Origin of the sequence: Aromatoleum aromaticum EbN1, assembly GCF_000025965.1 — a bacterium.
In the GTDB taxonomy this organism is placed as follows: domain Bacteria; phylum Pseudomonadota; class Gammaproteobacteria; order Burkholderiales; family Rhodocyclaceae; genus Aromatoleum; species Aromatoleum aromaticum.
On the sequence record NC_006513.1, the window covers coordinates 1,582,386 to 1,599,434 of the forward strand.

The following is a 17,049-nucleotide window of genomic DNA, read 5'->3' on the forward strand; positions in this document are numbered from 1 at the left end:
GATCCACGATCCGGCACGCCGCATCCCTCCCAACCGCTCGATGCGAACCTTCACATGACTGAACCGAAACGCGCCATCGTGCTGCTCTCCGGCGGCCTGGACTCCGCAACCTGCCTCGCGATCGCCCGCAACGCCGGCTTCGATTGCTACGCACTGTCGATCGCTTACGGGCAGCGCCACACTGCCGAACTGGCGGCGGCACGGCGCGTCGCGCAAAGCCTCGACGCCCGCGAGCACCGGCTCGCCCACGTCAGCCTCGGCGAATTCGGCGGCTCGGCGCTGACGGATTCGTCGATTCCGGTGCCGATCGAAGGTGCGGTCGGCGGCATCCCCGTCACCTACGTGCCGGCCCGCAACACCGTGATGCTGTCGATCGCCCTCGCATGGGCGGAAGTTCTCGGGGCGCACGACATCTACGTCGGCGTCAATGCCGTCGATTACTCCGGCTACCCGGACTGCCGCCCGGAATTCATAGCCGCCTTCGAGGCCATGGCCAACCTCGCCACCAAGGCCGGCATCGAGGGCGCGCGCATCACCATCCACGCACCGCTGATCCGGCTGTCGAAAGCCGGCATCATCCAGCGGGGAACGGCGCTCGGCGTCGACTATGCCCAGACCGTCTCATGCTATCAGGCCGATGAGGCCGGGCGCGCCTGCGGCGTGTGCGACGCATGCCGCCTGCGCAAAGCCGGATTCGAAGCTGCAGGCATCCCCGATCCGACTCCCTACCGGTAGTCTGCCTGCACGGCGCAAATGCCATCGAGAAAAGCGTTTATCACGCTTTATCACCAATGACTTGACGCGCCCGGCCGCATTCCCTAGAATCGCAATCCTTCTAGGTTTGGGTCGTTAGCTCAGCTGGTAGAGCAGCGGACTTTTAATCCGTTGGTCGCAGGTTCGAATCCCGCACGGCCTACCAAAAAACACAGAACCGGGGGTATAGCTCAGTTGGTAGAGCAGCTGACTCTTAATCAGTAGGTCGTAGGTTCGAATCCTACTGCCCCCACCAACAGATTCAAGCACTTAGGCCAGTTCTCACGGACTGGCCTTTTGCTTTCTGGTCGCCGTGTAGCCACGGTGTAGCCAAATCCAGCAGGTGTAGCCGGGCTGGTCCCACAAGCGGAAAACCCGGCGCGCGGCCGGGTCGGGGGTAGGGGGCGACTTCAAACTCCACGCGTTCAGAGGCCGTTACCGGCCGGTTCCATCGCTGCGCATGACCGCGAAATGGGGCGGTTTTCCGGGGGATGCAGGGGCCGGCTTTGCGCAGGGCGATGTCGCGGGTCTGGCCGGCCTGTCTGTCGCCTCTCGTGGCGAAATGACCTCTTTGCCGGGCTGAACGCGCTCGTCGGGGTGAATCGTGCTCCCGGCCGGGCTGTACGCTGTACGCTGTACGCTGTGTTGTATTACACGCGCCCGGAGTCGAGCACGTCTTGCCGGAGCCAAGGCCGGACTTCTTGGCGATGATGTCGCGGGTCTGCCCTTGCTCAATTAAGGAAATATTTCCTGAATTGGCGCGAAGCTCTGGATTGCCTACCCGCCCCTGCAACCGCTCCGCAATCGCCTCCGCGCAGTCGTTTTTTCGGAGCGGTGAAAATTTGTGGAACCGTCCGGTCCTACGGCCCGAAGAGTCAGAGATTCCGATGCCCCCCGGCCTCGTGTGTTTGTCGCTCCAAGTGCGCAAGCATTTCCGCATGGCTCGCGCCACCAGCTCTCAGACGCTCCAAATCGGCCAGCAAGCGGCTTTTGACCAGTTCCTCGTGTGCGAGTGCTTCGGCGTGCGCGCGGCGGTTCAGTTCGTCGAGCCAGTCGCCTACGCCCGGCGGAACGCACACCTCCACCTCGAAGCCACGGATCTTCAGCCGGTGCGCGGCGGCATAGGCGGCTTTCTGGCCGGCGAAGTTGGCGTCGTGGTCCGCGAAGATGACGATTTCCCGGACACCTTCCGGCGGCTCGAAGCTCTCGATGCCGGCAGTGCTGATGCAGGACCATGTGGGCACCTCGAACAGCTCGGATGCGGCCAGCGCAGTCTCGATGCCTTCGGCAATGCCCAGCACTTCGGAAACGGGCGTCAGGCGGATCGCAGCGCCGGCAAGGGGTAACCCCTGCATCAGCTTCTTCGGAGCCGCCACGGGCGCTTTCCGTGCGTCCCGAAGGTATGTTCGATGGATCGACACGGCTTTCCCGTCCGGCCCGGTCACGAGCGACACCATCGCCGGGAACATGCCGCTCGTTTCGTCGTCCCGATATTGCATGCCGGGATGCAGGCGGATGGACTCGGGCAGGTCGTACAGCGCCAACCCCCTCCCAGCCAAGTAGCGATGCGCTTCATCGCCTCGTTCGATGGGCTTCGACTCGCGGAACGCCCGGCGTAGGGCGTCGAGCTTGTCGTCGTCGCTGCGCTCGGGGGTGCGGGTGACGGGCTGCACCACGCCGGCAAGCTGCTCGATGCGCCGCGCGGTTTCCACGAAGGACAGGTCGGTGATGCCCATCGCAAGATGGACGCCATCACCGGGCCGGCAGCCTGAGCAGAAGTAAGTCCCGCGCCCATCCTTGTCATCGAAGCGGAAGCGATCCTTGCCTCCGCACAAGGGGCAGGCGCAGTGCTTGCCGCTCAGAGTGCGCTCGTCCAACCCCAGCGCCAGCAGGATGCCGCGCCACCGGCCTTTTGCGATCTGGCGCACGTCCAGTTGCGCATTCCGACGAACGTGACCGCCTGCACCGACGAACGTGACCGGGGGGTCTGCGCGCGAAGCGTGGTGTTCAGATTCTAACCGTGTCGGTCACGATCACGGTCAATTCGGGGCACGGCGCAGGCTTATCCACAGGCGGCCGCCAGCGCGCCTCATACGCTGGCGGGCGGGCGCCTGTGGGTAAGGCGTCTCGCGCGCACGGCCTCATGCCTTTTCCTTTCTTCTCATCGACTCGCCCTTGAGGGCGAGCTTGTGCGCGGCGTGCACGACGCGATCGAGGATCGCATCGGCGAAGGTCGGGTCGCCCAGGTAGGTGTGCCAGTGCTCGATCGGCAGCTGGCTGGTGATCACGGTCGAACGCGTGCCGACGCGGTCGTCGAGCAGCTCCAGCAGGTCGCTTCGCTCCTGCGCCGACGGCGCGGCCAGGCCCCAATCGTCGATGACGATGAGATCCATGCGCGCGAGCTGCATCAGGCGTCGGCTGAAGCTGCCATCGGCATGCGCGATGCGCAGCTCTTCGAAGAGCCGCGGCAGACGCACGTAGTAGGCCGCGAGGCCCTGCCGGCACGCCGCGTTGGCGAGCGCGCAGGCGAGCCACGTCTTGCCGCTGCCGGTGGGGCCCGTGATGAGGCAGTTCTGGTGGTGGCGAATCCACTGGCCGGTTCCGAGCGCGGCGATCTGACTGCGCTCGAGGCCGCGCCCGGCGCGGTAGTCGACGTCCTCCAGGCAGGCGGCAGCGGCTTTGATGCGGGCGGCCTTGAGCAGCCGATCGATGCGTTTGCCGTCGCGCAGCAGGATCTCGCGATCGATGAGCTGGGCGAAACGCTCCTCGAAGCTGAGCGCGGTGATGGCGGGCTGGGTGAGCTGCTCCTCGAAGGCGCGGGCCATGCCTTCCAGGCGCAGGGTGCGCAGTTGTTGCAGGCTGTGTTGCATCAGCATCGATGTTCTCCGGTGGGTGGAATCAGTGGTAGTAGCGCGCACCGCGCAGGTTCTCGTGAGCGGCCGGTAGCGCGAGCTCGCTTTGCTGCGCAGTGGATGCGGGGAGCGGCGCGCGGTCGAGCCCGCTCTTGAGGATCGAGGCGACGTTGCGGTAACGCATCGCCCCGAGGGTGACGGCGCGGGTCGCCGCGGCTTCGAGGCGTTCGTTGCCGTATTGACGACCGAGGCGCATCAGCCCGAGGCACGCCCGGTAGCCCTGCTCGGGGTGCGGCATGCGTTCGAGTTGGTGGCTGACCACCTGCTCGGTGTGAGGCCCGACCGTGGCGCCCCAGGCGATGAGTTTGCCCGGGGACCACTGACGGTGCGCCTGATGCGATGCGGGCATGTGCTCGGTGAGCGTGGTGAAAGCCCCGTGCCGGTGGCTTCTCGCATGCACCGCAACGCGACGGCCTGCGGCAAAGCATTCGATGCTGCTCGCGGTGATGCGTAACTCCACCGGTTGGCCGGCGAGCGCATACGGCACGCTGTAGTAATGCCCGTCGAACTCGACGTGGTAGTCGATGTTGGGCTTGGCCCGTTTCCATTGGGCGAACTGGAACGCGGTGGCGGGCAACGGGCGCAGCGCCGGCCGATCGAGCGTCTCGAACGCTTCGTGGCGCGAGCCTGGCAGGCGCCGGAAGGCACGCGTGTTCAGCGGCTCGAGTAACGCGGCGATCGCCTCGTTCAACTCCCCCAGCGAGAAGAAACGCTGATGCCGCAACCGCGCCAGAATCCAGCGCTGCACGATCTGTACGCCGACTTCGACCTTGGACTTGTCCTGCGGCTTGTAGGGGCGCGCGGGCAGGATCGCCACGCCGTAGTGCGCGGCGAACTCGGCGGTGGTGCGCTGCAGTTGCGGCTCGTAGCGGTCGGCCTGCCCGACGAGCGAGCGCGTATTGTCGGGCACCACGAGCTCGGGCACGCCGCCGATGAAGGCCAGCGCCCGGGCGAGCGAGCCCAGCCAGTCGGCCTGCGACTGCGTCGCCGTGGCGCAGGCGAACGTATAGCTCGAGGCGCCGAGCACCGCGACGAAGATCTGCGCGCGCGAAATCTCGCCCGTGTCGGCGTCGACGATCGGCACCGTGTCGCCCGCGTAATCGATGAAGAGTTTCTCGCCGGCGCGGTGCACCTGGCGCATCGAGCGCTTGAGCGTGCGGGCGAACGCGCGGTACAGGTCGCAAAAGCGCGAGTACTGATAGCTCGGCCCGTCGGCCGTCTGCACGTACTCTTCCCACAGCAGCGCCAGCGTGACGTTCTTTCGCTTGAGCCCCTGATGCACCGCCGCCAGATCCGGCGGCACATTCGCGACGCTCGCGCCACGTCCACGCCGGGCGACCCCCAGCACCCGGCGCAACTCGGCCTCGTCGGCCGCCGACAACTCGGCCCACGGCCGGCCGCACTCCTCGGCCGCCTTCACATACTTGGCGACCACGCCTTTGGAAATCGACAGCGCGCGGGCAATGCGCTCATGCGACAGCGCGCAGTCGTATTTGAGCCGTAACAGCTCCCTGATCTTGTGCATGGCAATCCGCTCCGCCGGCATCCTCGGTCTCCGCGCAAAGCGCGCGAGGGTAGCCGGCCTGACAAACGACGTTGCCACGCTTGGCCTCACAAACCCGTTCCGATTTGATCGTGACCATTGATTCCGACATCGTGACCGCCCATTCCGACAACTCGCCGAAATCGGTCACGATCAAATCGGAATCCGCGGTCACGACCGCGGATTCACCGGTCACACTATTTCGGAGTCAGCGGTCACGTTGGGTCGGAATCCGCAGTCCAGTCTCTCAGACATGGCTGCGGCCCTCCTGCGCCTTCTCGCGGCCCTTGAGGTAGGCGATGCGCTGCGACTTCAGCCAGCCTTCGATTTCCGGGGTCGGGGTTGCGGTCACGTCCCGCAGTCCGCGCGGCCACACGCCGAACATTTTCTTGTACTGGTTCGCAGTCCATCCGGGCTTGTGCCCTTTCTTGCGGCAGATGTGCAGCAGTTGCGAATAGACGTGCTGCTTGCGGTCCGGGGTCGCCGGCTTCTTGACCTTGCGATCGATCTTCACGAGTTCGCCGTCTGCGACTTCCACGTCGCTCTGTCGCTGCGGCGCGAATCCGCACGACGGGCAGGCATGCTGTCACCGATCGCCGTAATGGCGCCAAAGCGGGATCGGCGTAAAGGCGCCACGTGGTGATCGGCGTTATGGCGCCAGTGCCGGATCGGCGTAAAGGCGCCAGCCGGTGATCGCCGTATAGGCGCCACCGCAAGATCGCCGTAAAGGCGCCAGGAGGCGGCGCCGAGAGGAAGAAGTCAGCGTTTCGAACGTCCACCCACCGGGCTTAACCTGCCGAGTTTTTTCGGCCGGAAGAGTCCATGAGCAAACGGAGGTTCGAGATGTATCAATACCGACAGGTCCTGGTGCGCATGCGCCAGGGAGACGCCGACCGCGACATCGAGCGCTCGGGGCTGATGGGGCGCAAGAAGCTCTCACGACTACGCAAGACCGCGCAGGATCACGACTGGCTGGCGGCGGAGCGTCCGCTCCCCGAGGACGCCGAGCTGGCGGCGGTGTTCCAGGAACGGCCGCTACCGGCGAGCTGCGTATCGAGTCTGGTCGATCACCGCGAGCGGATCACCGCATGGGTCGAGGCTGGCGTTGCCGGCACTGCGATTCATGCCGCATTGGTCAGGAACCACGGTTACGCGGGGAGCTACTCCTCGGTCCGCCGCCTGCTTCAGTCGATCGACGCGAGCACGCCGCCGGCCTCGACTTGTCGCCTCGATTTCGAAGCGGGTGAGGCCGGCCAGGTCGATTTCGGCGCCGGCCCGGTGATGACCGACGTGATGACTGGGGCCAGCTTCAAGACCTGGTTCTTCGTCATGACACTTGCCTGGAGTCGCCACCAGTACGTCGAGTTCGTCCGCGACCAGACGGTCGAGACCTGGCTGGCCTGCCACCGCAATGCGTTCCAGTGGTTCAACGGCGTCGTCAGAGCGGGCCCCGGAAATTCGGACAGCCGGATAGGTGGTAGCCTTGCCCCAGCGATGGCCGCGTGAGCGGCCCTGAAATGGAGCAAGAGCATGACGAGAAGGAAACGGCGAAACCACTCGCCGGCGTTCAAGGCGCAAGTGGCGGTGGCCGCGCTCAAAGGAGACAAGACGCTGGCCGAGCTGGCGCAGCAGTTCGACGTCCATCCGAACCAGATCGCCGACTGGAAGAGCCAGTTGATGGAGCGCGCCGCGCACGTGTTCGGTGACGCCTCGGCGACCGCGACCGCCGCACCGGATCTGACGAAGCTGCACGCCAAGATCGGGCAGCTGACGCTGGAGAATGATTTTTTAGAAAGCGCGCTCACCAAGGCGGGCCTGCTGAGCGCAAGAAAATGATCGACCGCACCCATGAACTGCCGCTGACGCAGCAATGCCGGATTCTGCGTCTGGCGCGCTCGTCGATGTACTACACGCCGCGAGAAGTGTCGGCGCACGATCTGGCGCTGATGCGCCGGATGGACGAACTGCATCTCGAGCACCCGTTTGCCGGAGCGCGGATGCTGCGGGATTTGCTGCGCGCCGAGGGGCATGCGATCGGGCGCAAGCACGTCGGCACGCTGATGCGCCGCATGGGCATCGAGGCGCTCTATCGCAAGCCCAACACGTCCCGGCGCCGCCGCGGTGACGAGATCTATCCGTACCTGCTGCGGGATCTGAAGATCGAACGCCCCAACCAGGCGTGGGCCGCCGACATCACCTACATCCCGATGCGCAAGGGTTTCGTGTATCTGTTCGCCATCATCGATTGGTCCTCGCGCCGAGTGCTGGCGTGGCGGCTGTCGAACACGCTGACCACCGACTTCTGCCCATGTCGTTATACACAACTCAGGCCGCCTCATCGCGTAGCGCCTGTATGGTGGCGGCGGCATCCATGACGCGCTGCAAGCCCAGCCAGATGGTCTTCACACCCGGCTCGCCGTCGCCCTTGCGCGCCAGGAAGCCGCCGAGGGTGGCGATCAGGCGCAGCACTTCGTTGATGGTGGGCGGGGTGGCGGGCGGTTTCTTCTTCGTGAGCAGATACGCGCCGCGGATCTCGTCGGGGTCGAAGAAGAGCGTGGCATCCAGCTCGGGGCAGGTTCGGCCGGTGCGCATCAGATGCGCGATGCGCCAGGCGACGACCATGAACAACGCCAGCGCGCGCTCCAGGCGCTCGATGGCGGACAGTTGCAGCGCTTCGATCCGACAGCCGTTCTTGAGCACGTGAAAGAAAGTCTCGATCTCCCAGCGCGCCCGATACCAGTCGATCAGCTCGACCACGTCGGCAGCCGTCGCAGCTTCCCGGTTGGTGAGCAGGCGCCACTCCACGGGCTTGGTGCCGGCCGGCGCGCCGATCTCGCGCGCCACGATGCAGGTGGCCGATACCGTGCCCGCCTTGCCCGCAGGCAGGCTGACCCGTCGGGCCCACAGTTGCTGGCGCACCTCGCGCGCCTTCTGGCCGTGGCGCGAGCCCATCGTGAACACGATCTCGCCCAGCGGCTCGCCTGCGCAGGTGTGCGACCACAGCTTCGCGCCCTCTGGCAAGCAACGGTTGTGCTTGGCCCGCACCAGCCAGTCGGCCGGCGTGCCCAGCGTCTGGGCGCGCAGCATCATTTCCATCAGATCCGCTTCGCGGTCGGCTACATACACCAGGCGGGTGGTCGCCATCCCCGTGGCCAACTCCGCGACCCGCTCGTAGCCTTCGGGCCAGCGCGCGCTCTCCTTGATGCTGGTGCGCTCGCCTGGTTCATCGACATCCTCGCGCGCCCACATCCACGCATCGAGCACGCCCAGCGGTTCGCGCTCGGGCGTCACCGCATAGGTCGGGTGCAGGTACATGCCGCGGCGCGCCTCGTAGTTCAGCCGCCCCAGACCCGCGATGCCCTGCCCGTTGAAGTCCAGCTCGGTCGTGTCCTGCAGGCACAACACCACCGGATGGGCACGCATGCGGCTGCGGGTGCGCTCCCAATGCGGCGCCAGGATCGCCTGCCAGTCGACCTCGTCGTTGCCCAGGAAGCGGTACGCGCCAACCGTCTCGCCCCAGCCCCGGCACGCCATCGGAATGCCCGCCGTCGGCTTCGCCGACAACCGCTCCATCAGCACCTTCGCCCGCTTGTTCAGTCTCTCGTCGCCCAGCGCCATCCCCGCAAACTCCTCCACCACCCAGCTCTTCGTCGCCAACAGGTCACCCAAATTGCAAAAGTAGACGCGTTTTTATATGGGTTTACAAGCACTTCGTGTAAGTCATTGAAGGTCAACGATTATTCAGATCGGCGTGCCGGCGGTGCGGAGTTGTGTATAACGAGATGACTTCTGCCTCGATGCGGTGCGCGAAGCGCTGCATCGCTACGGCCGCCCGGAGATCTTCAACACCGATCAGGGATGCCAGTTCACCAGCACCGATTTCACCGACCTGCTCAAAGACAACGGCATCCAGATCAGCATGGACGGCAAGGGCTGCTGGCGCGACAACGTCTTCGTCGAGCGGCTGTGGAAGAGCGTGAAATACGAAGAGGTGTACCTCAAGGCCTATGACAGCGTCGCCGAGGCCAAGGCCCACCTGGGCGCCTACCTGCGCTTCTACAACGAACGCCGGCCGCACCGCGCTCACGACGGGCGCACCCCCGACCAGGCGTACTTCGGCGCGCTCCGCGATGAGACGCCGCTGGCGGCATGACGGCACAAAGGCTGGCTCCGTGGATTTATGGACGATGCGCTTCGCGCACCGGGCCGCTTGCCGTGGAAAAGTCTGACGACTTTCCCACCGCGCAGCCCTTCGCCCACAAGCTCCACCGAGCTCGAACCGATTTTTATAAAATATGAGAAAGTCAAAACCAACCCAGACCTCGGGCCCCCGGCCCTAACCGGCAAGGCTCCACTTATCGAACCGGATTCCCTGTCCAGACAATCGGGGCCACCTCTGTCGCCCGGGTCATCATCGACAACCCCAAGTGCGCGATCACCCGCGCCTGCACCCGCGACCCGCAGGTGCAGCGCGCCTACGCCGAGTGTGCCGAAGGATTCGGTTTCAGGATCTCCCCGTGTCCGCCGGCCGATCCCCGTAAAAAAGGGATCGTCGAGTCGGGAGTAAAATATGTCAAACGCAACTTTTTGCCGCTGCGCGAGTTCAGGAGCCTCGCCGACGCCAACCGGCAGGTGGCCGACTGGGTCATGGGCGAGGCCGGCAACCGCTGCCACGGGACGACGCGCGAGAAGCCGCTGACGCGCTTTGCCTCGGTCGAGAAGGCGCTCCTGCTGCCGCTGCCGACGGTGCCGCCGGTCCTGGCCACTTGGGTGAAGGTGACGGTCCATCCCGATACGCACGTCAAATTCGGACTCTGCCTCTACTCGGTGCCGTTCCGCCTCGTCGGGCAGGAACTGTGGCTACGGGCGACGCACACCTCGGTACAGGTGTTCCACGAGCACCAGCTCATCGCCAGTCATCCGCGGCTCAAGGATCCGGGGCGCCGCTCGACGGTGCGCGACCATCAGCCGCTCGAGGCGCAGGCCTATCAGCTGCGCGATCCGCAGTGGTGCCTCGAGGCCGCGACCCGGATCGGTTCGGCCTGCGCGGCGCTGATCGAGGCGCTCTTCGCCGACCGCGTCCTCGACAACCTGCGGGCCGCCCAGGGCATCGTCCGCCTGGCCAAGACCTACGGCAGCGCGCGCCTGGAGGCCGCCTGTGTCCGGGCGCTGTCCTTCGGCAGCCCGCGCTACCGCACGGTCAAGACGATCCTTGCCAAGGGGCTCGACCAACAGGCGGCGCAGAGCTCGTTCGATGCGCTGGCCGAGACCTATACCCGCGGCGGGCGCTTCTGCCGCGATACCAAATCCCTGCTGACCCACTAAAGGCGCATCATCATGAATCCGATTCCCGAACTCACTGCGTTCCTCAAGCAACTGCGCCTGTCCGGCATCCTCGATTCGCTCGATCTGCGGAACCGCCAGGCGATCGAGGGCAAACTCGCCTACACCGAATTCCTCTCCATCCTGATCGGCGACGAGGTCGCCCGGCGCGACCAGAAGAAGGTGGCGATGCGCCTGCGGCGCGCCAATTTCCGCGGCGAGAAGACGATCGAGGCGTTCGACTTCGACCGCCTGCCGAACCTCAATCGCAGCCTGATCCAGGATCTGGCGACCGGCCGCTACCTGAGCGAGAAGGTGGCCATCCTGATCGCCGGCCCGTGCGGCACGGGCAAGAGCCATCTGGCGCAGGCGCTCGGCCATTGCGCCGTGCGCCAGGGGCATGACGTCGTGTTCACGATGCAGACGCAACTCGTCGGCTCGCTGCACGCCGCGCGCGCCATCGGCAGCTTCGAGCGGCGCTTCCAGCAATTGGCTCGTGTGCCACTCCTGGTGATCGACGATTTTGGTCTGAAACCCCTTCGTCCACCGCACGACGAAGATTTCCACGACCTCGTCGCCGAGCGCTACGAGCGCGCATCAACGATCGTGACGAGCAACCTGGACTATGACGAATGGGGCGATGCCTTCCCGGCCAACCGCATGCTCGGCGCCGCCACCCTCGATCGGCTGCGGCATGGCGCCTACCGCGTCGTCCTCGACGGTGAGAGCTACCGCGCGCCGAAGCCATCGCCGGACTCGACCAGGGCGCCCGCGCGCTCGCCGGCGGCGGCCAAGGCGCGCTGAGGACGCCAGCCGTTTGCAGCGCCGTCCTCGGCGCTGCAAACCCCTTCAGCGGCGATCCCGCGGCCTCAACCCCCTGGGGCTCCGCCCCACACCCCGCGCTCGCCGCGGGGCAGCCGCCGGGGATGAAAAACATCCCCGGCACCTCCCCGGAGCATTGGCCACCCTCCACGGCGTCAAGGGGCTTTCGCGGCATAAACGGGCCGATGAAACCGGCCCATTTATTCCACGGTCCCCGTGACCCCGTTCCAGGCGAAAAGCCGGCCCCGCATCGTCCCGCTTTCGCCGGCGTCCGCCGGGTCCGTCCGCCCCTTTCTGAGCCTTCCATAACGCATATTTCGGTCCAATTCGACCCTTGCGCTTATGAGCGTTTTACCCCATCCTCCGCACCGTTCGAAACGCCACTTTCAAACCCCTCCAAGTGGCGCCATTACGCCGATCATGCCCGGCGCCTTTATGCCGATCCGTGACACATGCACGCCGGCCGGGCGGACGAACTTGCAGCTCGGGCAGGCTTTCGGCTCGGACGGCTTGCGCTCCTCCTTCTTGCGGGCGGATGCGTTCGCCTTGCCGTCGTCCAGTTCGAGGGGTAGATCGTCAGTCGCAAACCCGAGTCGCAGCACGGTCCCGCTGTGATCCAGCAGCACGGCGCGTTCCTTGCCCGGATGCGGCCTGAGCACGCGGCCCACCATTTGAATGTAGCGAATCAGGCTCTTCGTCGGGCGGGCGAGGATCATGCACTCGGTCGCCGGGCAGTCCCAGCCTTCGGCCAACAATCCCACGTTCGCCAGGATCATGGTTTCACCGCGCGCAAAGCGATCCAGCACGGCGGCGCGTTCGTCGTCGTCGAAGTGATAGTCGATATGCGCGGCGGCGATGCCGGCCCGGATGAACTCGGTGACGATGTGCTGCGAGTGCGCGATGCTCGTAGCGAACACCACGGTCTGTTTCCCGCGCGCCAGCTTGAACCAATGCTGCACGATGTCGCCGATGAGTTGCGGCTTATCGACCGCTTCCGCGAGTTGCGTCTCGCTGTAGTCGAGTTCGCCACCGATGCCGCGCTGTGTCCGCACGCCGGAAAGATCCGGGTCGGCAGGCGCATAGCACTCCACGTCGACCAGATTGCCGAGTTCGACCAGTTCGCGGATCGTCGCGCCGATGACAAGCTCCTCGAACAGCGGCCCCCGGAGTTCGTCGTAGTGCTTGCCCAAGCCCGGCGCGAAGGGCGTAGCAGACAGACCGATGACCGGGACGCGGTTCAGCTTGAACATCAGCTCCCGGTATTTCTTCGAGCCCGCTGCTGCGTGCGCCTCGTCGATGATGAGGAGCGCCACGTCGTCCGGGATGCCGCGCACGGCGATGGTGTCGATGCTGCACACCAGCACCTTCGCGTCGAGGCTGCGCGTGTTGTCCCCTTGCAGGATGCCGTGCGGGATGCCGGCGCGGGTCAGGTGCGCGGAGGCCTGCGCCACCAGTTGCTTCCTGTTGGCGATGAACAGCACTCGCTTTCCCTTGGCGACCGCTCCGCGAATCATGGCCTCGGCGGAAACCGTCTTGCCTCCACCGGTCGGCATGTAGGCCAGCACCCTCCTAACCCCCCGGGCCAAGGCAGAGCGTGTCTCGTGAAGCGCCCTTTCCTGATACGGGCGAAGCTGGGTCGGGGCGCTCATACCTCACCCCCGATTCCCATGTCGCGTTCCGCGATCCGAACATCGTCCTCGAAGTCGCCCGAAACAAACTTGCTTGCCTTGGCCCGGGGGTTTTTGGGCTTGGGGTTGGCTCCTGCGCGCGGTGCGTGCTCCCTATCTTTCATTTGGAACTGCGATTCGCAATGCGATCGTAATGCGGTCGCATCGCCTTCGCATTTGTCATTATTCTGGCTGCCCGATTTTCCCTTTCCCCACCGGGCTTTCGCGGCAGCCCTACCGGCATTGCTCGCCTTGTTGATGGCGTCGTAGGCAGCTTCGAGTTCTTCGTCCAAGCGCCAGTGAAGCCATTGCCCGTGCAGCACATCGAAGAACGGTTCGACCATCGGGCGGATCTCGGCCCATTCATCAATCGACATACCGGCAATGCGGGCGAGCGTGCGGTCATCGTCCTTCGGCGGGCCGCTGCGCCAGTATGCGAACAGCAAGCGAAGGTATGCGCCGTGCTCTTCGGCGGTCAGATGAACGGTGTCTGCGATGTGCGCCGGCAGGTTGAGCACGAACTTATACGGCGTCTTGGGAGCGTAGCGTGCCGTCATGCCAGCCACCCCCACACAAGCGCCACCAGCGCGGCCACAGCGGGCGCGGAGACTGCCAGCAAGCCCAGCAGGTGCGGCGCAATGAATCCGCGCTGCCCGTACTCTGCGAGGCCTGCACGGGTCGCCGGGTCTTGCGGATCGATCCGGTATTCCGCGATGACGCGACCGTGGAAGGCAATGTCCTTCGACAGGATCGCCCATCCGTCATCGATCAATTCGTCGACATACGCGGCAAGTCGCCACGAATGCGGGAACGTCGGCTGCGACACCGGGCCGGCGATGAGCGCGGCAAGGGCCTTCGCCTTGACGGTTCCGGGCTTCGGCAGGATCGGCGCGCGGGATGCCGGCTTCAGTTCCGGAAAAAGGTCGGCGGAGGTAGAATGGCGCTTGTCACGGGCGCTCGCTTCCGAAGTTTGGGGGCGGGCGTTTTTCATTACGCCACCTCGCCAGATGCGAGTGCATCAACCTTCGCTGCATCCCACAGCAGACGGCCCCCCGGAAGCTTGGCGGGGCGAATGCCGTGGAAATGGCCCTTGAGGCACAGTTCGCGGCGCAGGGTTTGAGGCTGATACCGCACGACGGCGGCGGCCTCGGAAGTCGTATAACGGCGGGGGGTGTTGATTTGCATGGCACTCACTCCTTTTCAACGAGTGGTGCCACTTTGCTAAGCCGCTCTCAAGGGTTCGCTAACCCATGATTTTCAGCCGTTGCGCTTCTTGCGCTCCTCGCTGGCGACAGTGCAGAACCGCGCGTAGCTCATGTTCATGTGGGGGCCAGCTTTCGGACCCTCGATATACCGTCCGACTCGGTTGTCAAAAACCTGCCATCCCCTTGGCGGCTTCGCCTCGATGGCTTTCCAGAGGTCAGGATTCTTCAGTTCCGGCGACTTCGCCAGCAGTTTGGCGATTGCCTTGCGAACTGGCCCGGGCGTGTTTGGCTTTCTGCCGCGTTTGAATTTCACGCCTATTCGTGCTGCATCCAACATCCCGGCAGCCCGGCAGGCCATGTGCAATCCGCGCAAATGGGCTTCCATAAGTGCGATGTTTTTCCCGATGTATGCCTGCAATGCGTCGTGACGCATCCCGCGTAACAGCACAATGGTTTCTTCGGGCAAAGTCACCCCGTGCAAACCGTCAATGAAGTCATCTACGGCTTCAATCGGGTAGTCAAAGTGCGACAGGCACACAAGTTCGGCGTCGCTTTGGTCGAGATAGCGCCAGACGCCATTTTCATTCGTGCGGTTAGCTCTGCTTTCTGCCATGCATCGCGCTCCTTCTCGCGCTCCTTCGTTTGGGTGCCGCGCCAGCCGGGTGAAGGTGTCCCGGTTTTCCCTCCGTCGAGGTAGGCGCGGCATTGCTCGGTCAGGCGCTCAGGGCCTCGATGACAGCGGCCGGATTGCGATCGATGACGTTCAGCAGCACGAGTGCGGGGCCGTGTGGCGTGCGATCGCCTCGCTCCCAATGACGAAGGGTTGCAGTCGAGAATCCGAAGCGGGCCGCGAACTGCTCCTGCGTCATGCCCACCTTGGCGCGTAACGCCTTCACGTCCACCGGGCGCGGGCGGTGAACGCGGGTTGCCGGGGCGCGGCCTTCGGCGTGATCGATGGCCTCCATCAAACCGCGCTTGATGCTGTCGAATGCGGTGCTCATGCTCGTTTCCCTCTCCATGCTTTGACCAGTAGCGTCGTCAATCCCGCCAGTTCGTTGCGCTCCGCCTTGCTCAGGTTGGCCCGGTCGCCCTTGGCGAACAGCGTCAACAGGTACAGCGGCATGGCGTCGTCGTGGAAGTAGTAGATGACGCGAACGCCCCCGCTCTTGCCCTGCCCACCGCGCCGCCAGCGCAATTTGCGCACGCCTCCCGTGCCTTCCATTAGATCGCCGTCCTTCGGGTGCTCGGCCAGATAGCGGATGATGTCTTGCCGCTCTTCGGCGCTCAGCAGCTTGTCGGCGGTGCGGATGTACTCGGGCAGCTCGGCAACGGTTTGCATGGGTAGGAGTGTAATCCATTGGAACAGTTCAGGCACTGCGCAGGGTAACCACGTTGCCGGCCGGTTTCTCGCCTTTCTCGATGGCGTCGAGCCTCGCCTCCCACGCCACGAGTGCGGCGCGCTTCTCGTCGGTGTAGCTGTGTCGATCGTAGTGGGCGGCCTGAACTCCGCTGATGCCGTGGCTCAACAGTTGCGCGCGGGTGTCGCGTGATATTCCCATGCCGGCGAGCATCGTTTCGCAGGTGCGGCGGATGTCGCGCAGGTCGAAGGGCTCGCACTTCATGCCGACGCTGATTTCGGCGGCGCGCTTGCCCGGTGTCGTGAAAATCATCGCCACCTTGCCGTGCGTCGAGAAGAGCCACATGCCGCCCACGTCGCCGGGGGCTTCGCCGGCAGCTTCGGCGCGCTTCTGCTCGCGCTTCTTGGCCCGGGCCACCAGACCAGCAGCGAGTGCAGCGGCTTTCGGTGCCAGCGGCAGCAGGTGTTCGCGGGCGCTCTGCCGTTTGCCCTTGCCGTCCCACAGTCGAAGCGTCGCGGTGTCGGCGTCGTAGTCGCTCACCTTGGCGCGCAGCAGTTGCGCCATGCGCTGCCCTCCGGCGAGAAGCGCCAGCCGCAAGGCTTGGTCCGGCAGTTCGTCGCCAAGGGCTTTGATGTAGGCGCGCAGCTCGTCGGCGGACAGGGTGCGGTTTCCGGCCTGCACTGCGATGGCGGGAATGTTGTCGACCGGGTTGTGCTCGATACCGAAGGCGATTAGATCGGCAGGCATCGCGGAATCGAAGGGCGCGCGCTTGGCGGCATTGAAGGCGGCAGACAGGTAGCTGCGCAGTATCCCGGCGGCGCGTTCCTTGCCGGCCTCGCGCACCTTGCGCACCATCGCGGCGATCTGGTGCGAGGTCACTTCGCGGGCCGGGGCGGCGGCAATCGTTTCGTGCGTGAAAACGTGGCACTTGAAGGCGGAACGGGTTGCGGCGGCGCTCTTGTCCTTGCCAGTGCGTTCGAGATGGCCCGTGTAGGCGTCACACAGCGCGCGAAGGGTGTAGCGGCTGCGTTCGTCGGCGGTGCGCTTGGCGGCCTCTTGCGCGGCCTTGGCGGCGGCTTTCGCTTCGGCCTCCTGCCGGTCGAGTTCGCGCGGGTCGGTGCCGGACTCCACCAGCACTTGCAGGCGGTTCGCTTCTGCGCGGGCGTCGTCGAGATTCCAGGCGCGCACGTCGCCTATCGTGCGGCGGATGGTTTGCCGGTTCAGCTTCGCCTCGAAGATGTAGGACTTCGCGCCAGCCGTCGCGCGCACAGCAAGCCTGGGGGCCACGGTGTCCCACAGGAAAGCTTGCTTCGTCCCGTCCGGGCAGTTGAAGCGGCGGATGCGGTCGGGCGTCAGGCGTTCGCGTTGCATGATATGTCCTCTGGGTTCTGGCTACACGGGGTAGCCGGCCTCTGATGACACACGAGAATTTGGCTACACGCGCTCCCGTGTAGCCACGGTGTAGCC

General features: G+C 65.2%; 15 protein-coding genes, 2 tRNA genes and 4 pseudogenes. 8 read left to right on the forward strand and 13 right to left on the reverse strand.

Annotated features, from left to right (window positions below; all coding sequences use genetic code 11):
* Window positions 1-54: 54 nt before the first annotated feature.
* From queC to EBN1_RS07505, 3 genes are all read left to right on the forward strand, one after another.
* On the forward strand, window positions 55-735 hold the full coding sequence (gene queC / locus EBN1_RS07495) for a 7-cyano-7-deazaguanine synthase QueC (RefSeq protein WP_011237338.1): 681 nt from the start codon (window positions 55-57) through the stop codon (window positions 733-735).
* A gap of 108 nt (window positions 736-843) precedes the next feature.
* Window positions 844-919: transfer RNA gene (locus tag EBN1_RS07500), tRNA-Lys, on the forward strand.
* Window positions 920-933: 14 nt separating this feature from the next.
* Window positions 934-1,009, forward strand: a tRNA-Lys gene (locus tag EBN1_RS07505).
* Window positions 1,010-1,628: 619 nt separating this feature from the next.
* Here the strand turns inward: EBN1_RS07505 and EBN1_RS07510 are convergent.
* The 4 genes from EBN1_RS07510 to EBN1_RS07530 all read right to left on the reverse strand — a co-directional run bounded on the left by EBN1_RS07510 (window position 1,629) and on the right by EBN1_RS07530 (window position 5,746).
* Window positions 1,629-2,681, reverse strand: a complete 1,053-nt coding sequence (locus tag EBN1_RS07510; RefSeq protein WP_011237340.1) for a DUF7146 domain-containing protein — start codon at window positions 2,679-2,681, stop codon at window positions 1,629-1,631.
* Window positions 2,682-2,894: 213 nt separating this feature from the next.
* A complete protein-coding gene (gene istB / locus EBN1_RS07520) occupies window positions 2,895-3,629 on the reverse strand; it encodes an IS21-like element ISAzo4 family helper ATPase IstB (RefSeq protein ID WP_011236010.1) in 735 nt (244 codons plus the stop codon).
* 22 nt (window positions 3,630-3,651) lie between these two features.
* Window positions 3,652-5,211 carry an IS21-like element ISAzo4 family transposase gene (gene istA / locus EBN1_RS07525; RefSeq protein ID WP_011237341.1) on the reverse strand — a complete coding sequence of 520 codons (1,560 nt, stop codon included), beginning with the start codon at window positions 5,209-5,211 and terminating at the stop codon, window positions 3,652-3,654.
* 244 nt (window positions 5,212-5,455) lie between these two features.
* Window positions 5,456-5,746 carry a hypothetical protein gene (locus EBN1_RS07530; protein WP_041645985.1) on the reverse strand — a complete coding sequence of 97 codons (291 nt, stop codon included), beginning with the start codon at window positions 5,744-5,746 and terminating at the stop codon, window positions 5,456-5,458.
* Between the two features lie 305 nt (window positions 5,747-6,051).
* Here EBN1_RS07530 and EBN1_RS07535 point away from each other — a divergent pair.
* Together EBN1_RS07535 and EBN1_RS07540 are read left to right on the forward strand one after the other, a co-directional pair.
* Window positions 6,052-6,648, forward strand: a pseudogene (locus tag EBN1_RS07535) (transposase); the annotation flags it as partial.
* Between the two features lie 90 nt (window positions 6,649-6,738).
* Window positions 6,739-7,514: pseudogene (locus tag EBN1_RS07540) on the forward strand (IS3-like element ISAzo18 family transposase); the annotation flags it as partial.
* Window positions 7,515-7,533: 19 nt separating this feature from the next.
* On the opposite strand, the gene EBN1_RS07545 reads toward EBN1_RS07540, so the two are convergent.
* On the reverse strand, window positions 7,534-8,877 hold the full coding sequence (locus tag EBN1_RS07545; RefSeq protein WP_083782911.1) for an IS4-like element ISAzo5 family transposase: 1,344 nt from the start codon (window positions 8,875-8,877) through the stop codon (window positions 7,534-7,536).
* A 115-nt stretch (window positions 8,878-8,992) separates the two neighbouring features.
* Here EBN1_RS07545 and EBN1_RS07550 point away from each other — a divergent pair.
* From EBN1_RS07550 to istB (EBN1_RS07560), 3 genes and pseudogenes are all read left to right on the forward strand, one after another.
* A pseudogene (locus tag EBN1_RS07550) lies at window positions 8,993-9,361 on the forward strand (transposase); the annotation flags it as partial.
* Between the two features lie 245 nt (window positions 9,362-9,606).
* Window positions 9,607-10,533: pseudogene (gene istA, locus EBN1_RS07555) on the forward strand (IS21-like element ISAzo12 family transposase); the annotation flags it as partial.
* A 12-nt stretch (window positions 10,534-10,545) separates the two neighbouring features.
* A complete protein-coding gene (gene istB / locus EBN1_RS07560; RefSeq protein WP_011237347.1) occupies window positions 10,546-11,334 on the forward strand; it encodes an IS21-like element ISAzo12 family helper ATPase IstB in 789 nt (262 codons plus the stop codon).
* Between the two features lie 404 nt (window positions 11,335-11,738).
* Here the strand turns inward: istB (EBN1_RS07560) and EBN1_RS07565 are convergent, their stop codons facing one another.
* From EBN1_RS07565 to EBN1_RS07600, 8 genes are all read right to left on the reverse strand, one after another.
* Window positions 11,739-13,001, reverse strand: a complete 1,263-nt coding sequence (locus tag EBN1_RS07565) for a DEAD/DEAH box helicase (protein WP_241762824.1) — start codon at window positions 12,999-13,001, stop codon at window positions 11,739-11,741.
* Window positions 12,998-13,576, reverse strand: coding sequence for a YdaU family protein (locus tag EBN1_RS07570; protein WP_011237349.1), 579 nt, complete (start codon window positions 13,574-13,576; stop codon window positions 12,998-13,000). Before EBN1_RS07570 ends, EBN1_RS07565 begins: the two co-directional genes overlap by 4 nt.
* On the reverse strand, window positions 13,573-14,010 hold the full coding sequence (locus tag EBN1_RS07575) for a hypothetical protein (protein ID WP_041645987.1): 438 nt from the start codon (window positions 14,008-14,010) through the stop codon (window positions 13,573-13,575). The genes EBN1_RS07570 and EBN1_RS07575 overlap by 4 nt, the downstream gene beginning before the upstream one ends.
* Entirely contained in the window at window positions 14,010-14,204 is a 195-nt protein-coding gene (locus EBN1_RS07580; RefSeq protein WP_041645990.1) for a hypothetical protein, read from the reverse strand. The genes EBN1_RS07575 and EBN1_RS07580 overlap by 1 nt, the downstream gene beginning before the upstream one ends.
* Window positions 14,205-14,276: 72 nt before the next feature.
* Window positions 14,277-14,837 carry a hypothetical protein gene (locus EBN1_RS07585; protein ID WP_011237351.1) on the reverse strand — a complete coding sequence of 187 codons (561 nt, stop codon included), beginning with the start codon at window positions 14,835-14,837 and terminating at the stop codon, window positions 14,277-14,279.
* 100 nt (window positions 14,838-14,937) lie between these two features.
* Window positions 14,938-15,225 carry a helix-turn-helix domain-containing protein gene (locus EBN1_RS07590; protein WP_011237352.1) on the reverse strand — a complete coding sequence of 96 codons (288 nt, stop codon included), beginning with the start codon at window positions 15,223-15,225 and terminating at the stop codon, window positions 14,938-14,940.
* The gene (locus tag EBN1_RS07595) at window positions 15,222-15,563 is read right to left on the reverse strand and encodes a type II toxin-antitoxin system RelE/ParE family toxin (protein ID WP_041645992.1); all 342 of its coding nucleotides are present in this window, start codon (window positions 15,561-15,563) and stop codon (window positions 15,222-15,224) included. The genes EBN1_RS07590 and EBN1_RS07595 overlap by 4 nt, the downstream gene beginning before the upstream one ends.
* A gap of 28 nt (window positions 15,564-15,591) precedes the next feature.
* Window positions 15,592-16,953: an integrase family protein gene (locus tag EBN1_RS07600; protein WP_011237354.1), complete on the reverse strand. Its 1,362-nt coding sequence runs from the start codon at window positions 16,951-16,953 to the stop codon at window positions 15,592-15,594.
* Window positions 16,954-17,049: the final 96 nt, after the last annotated feature.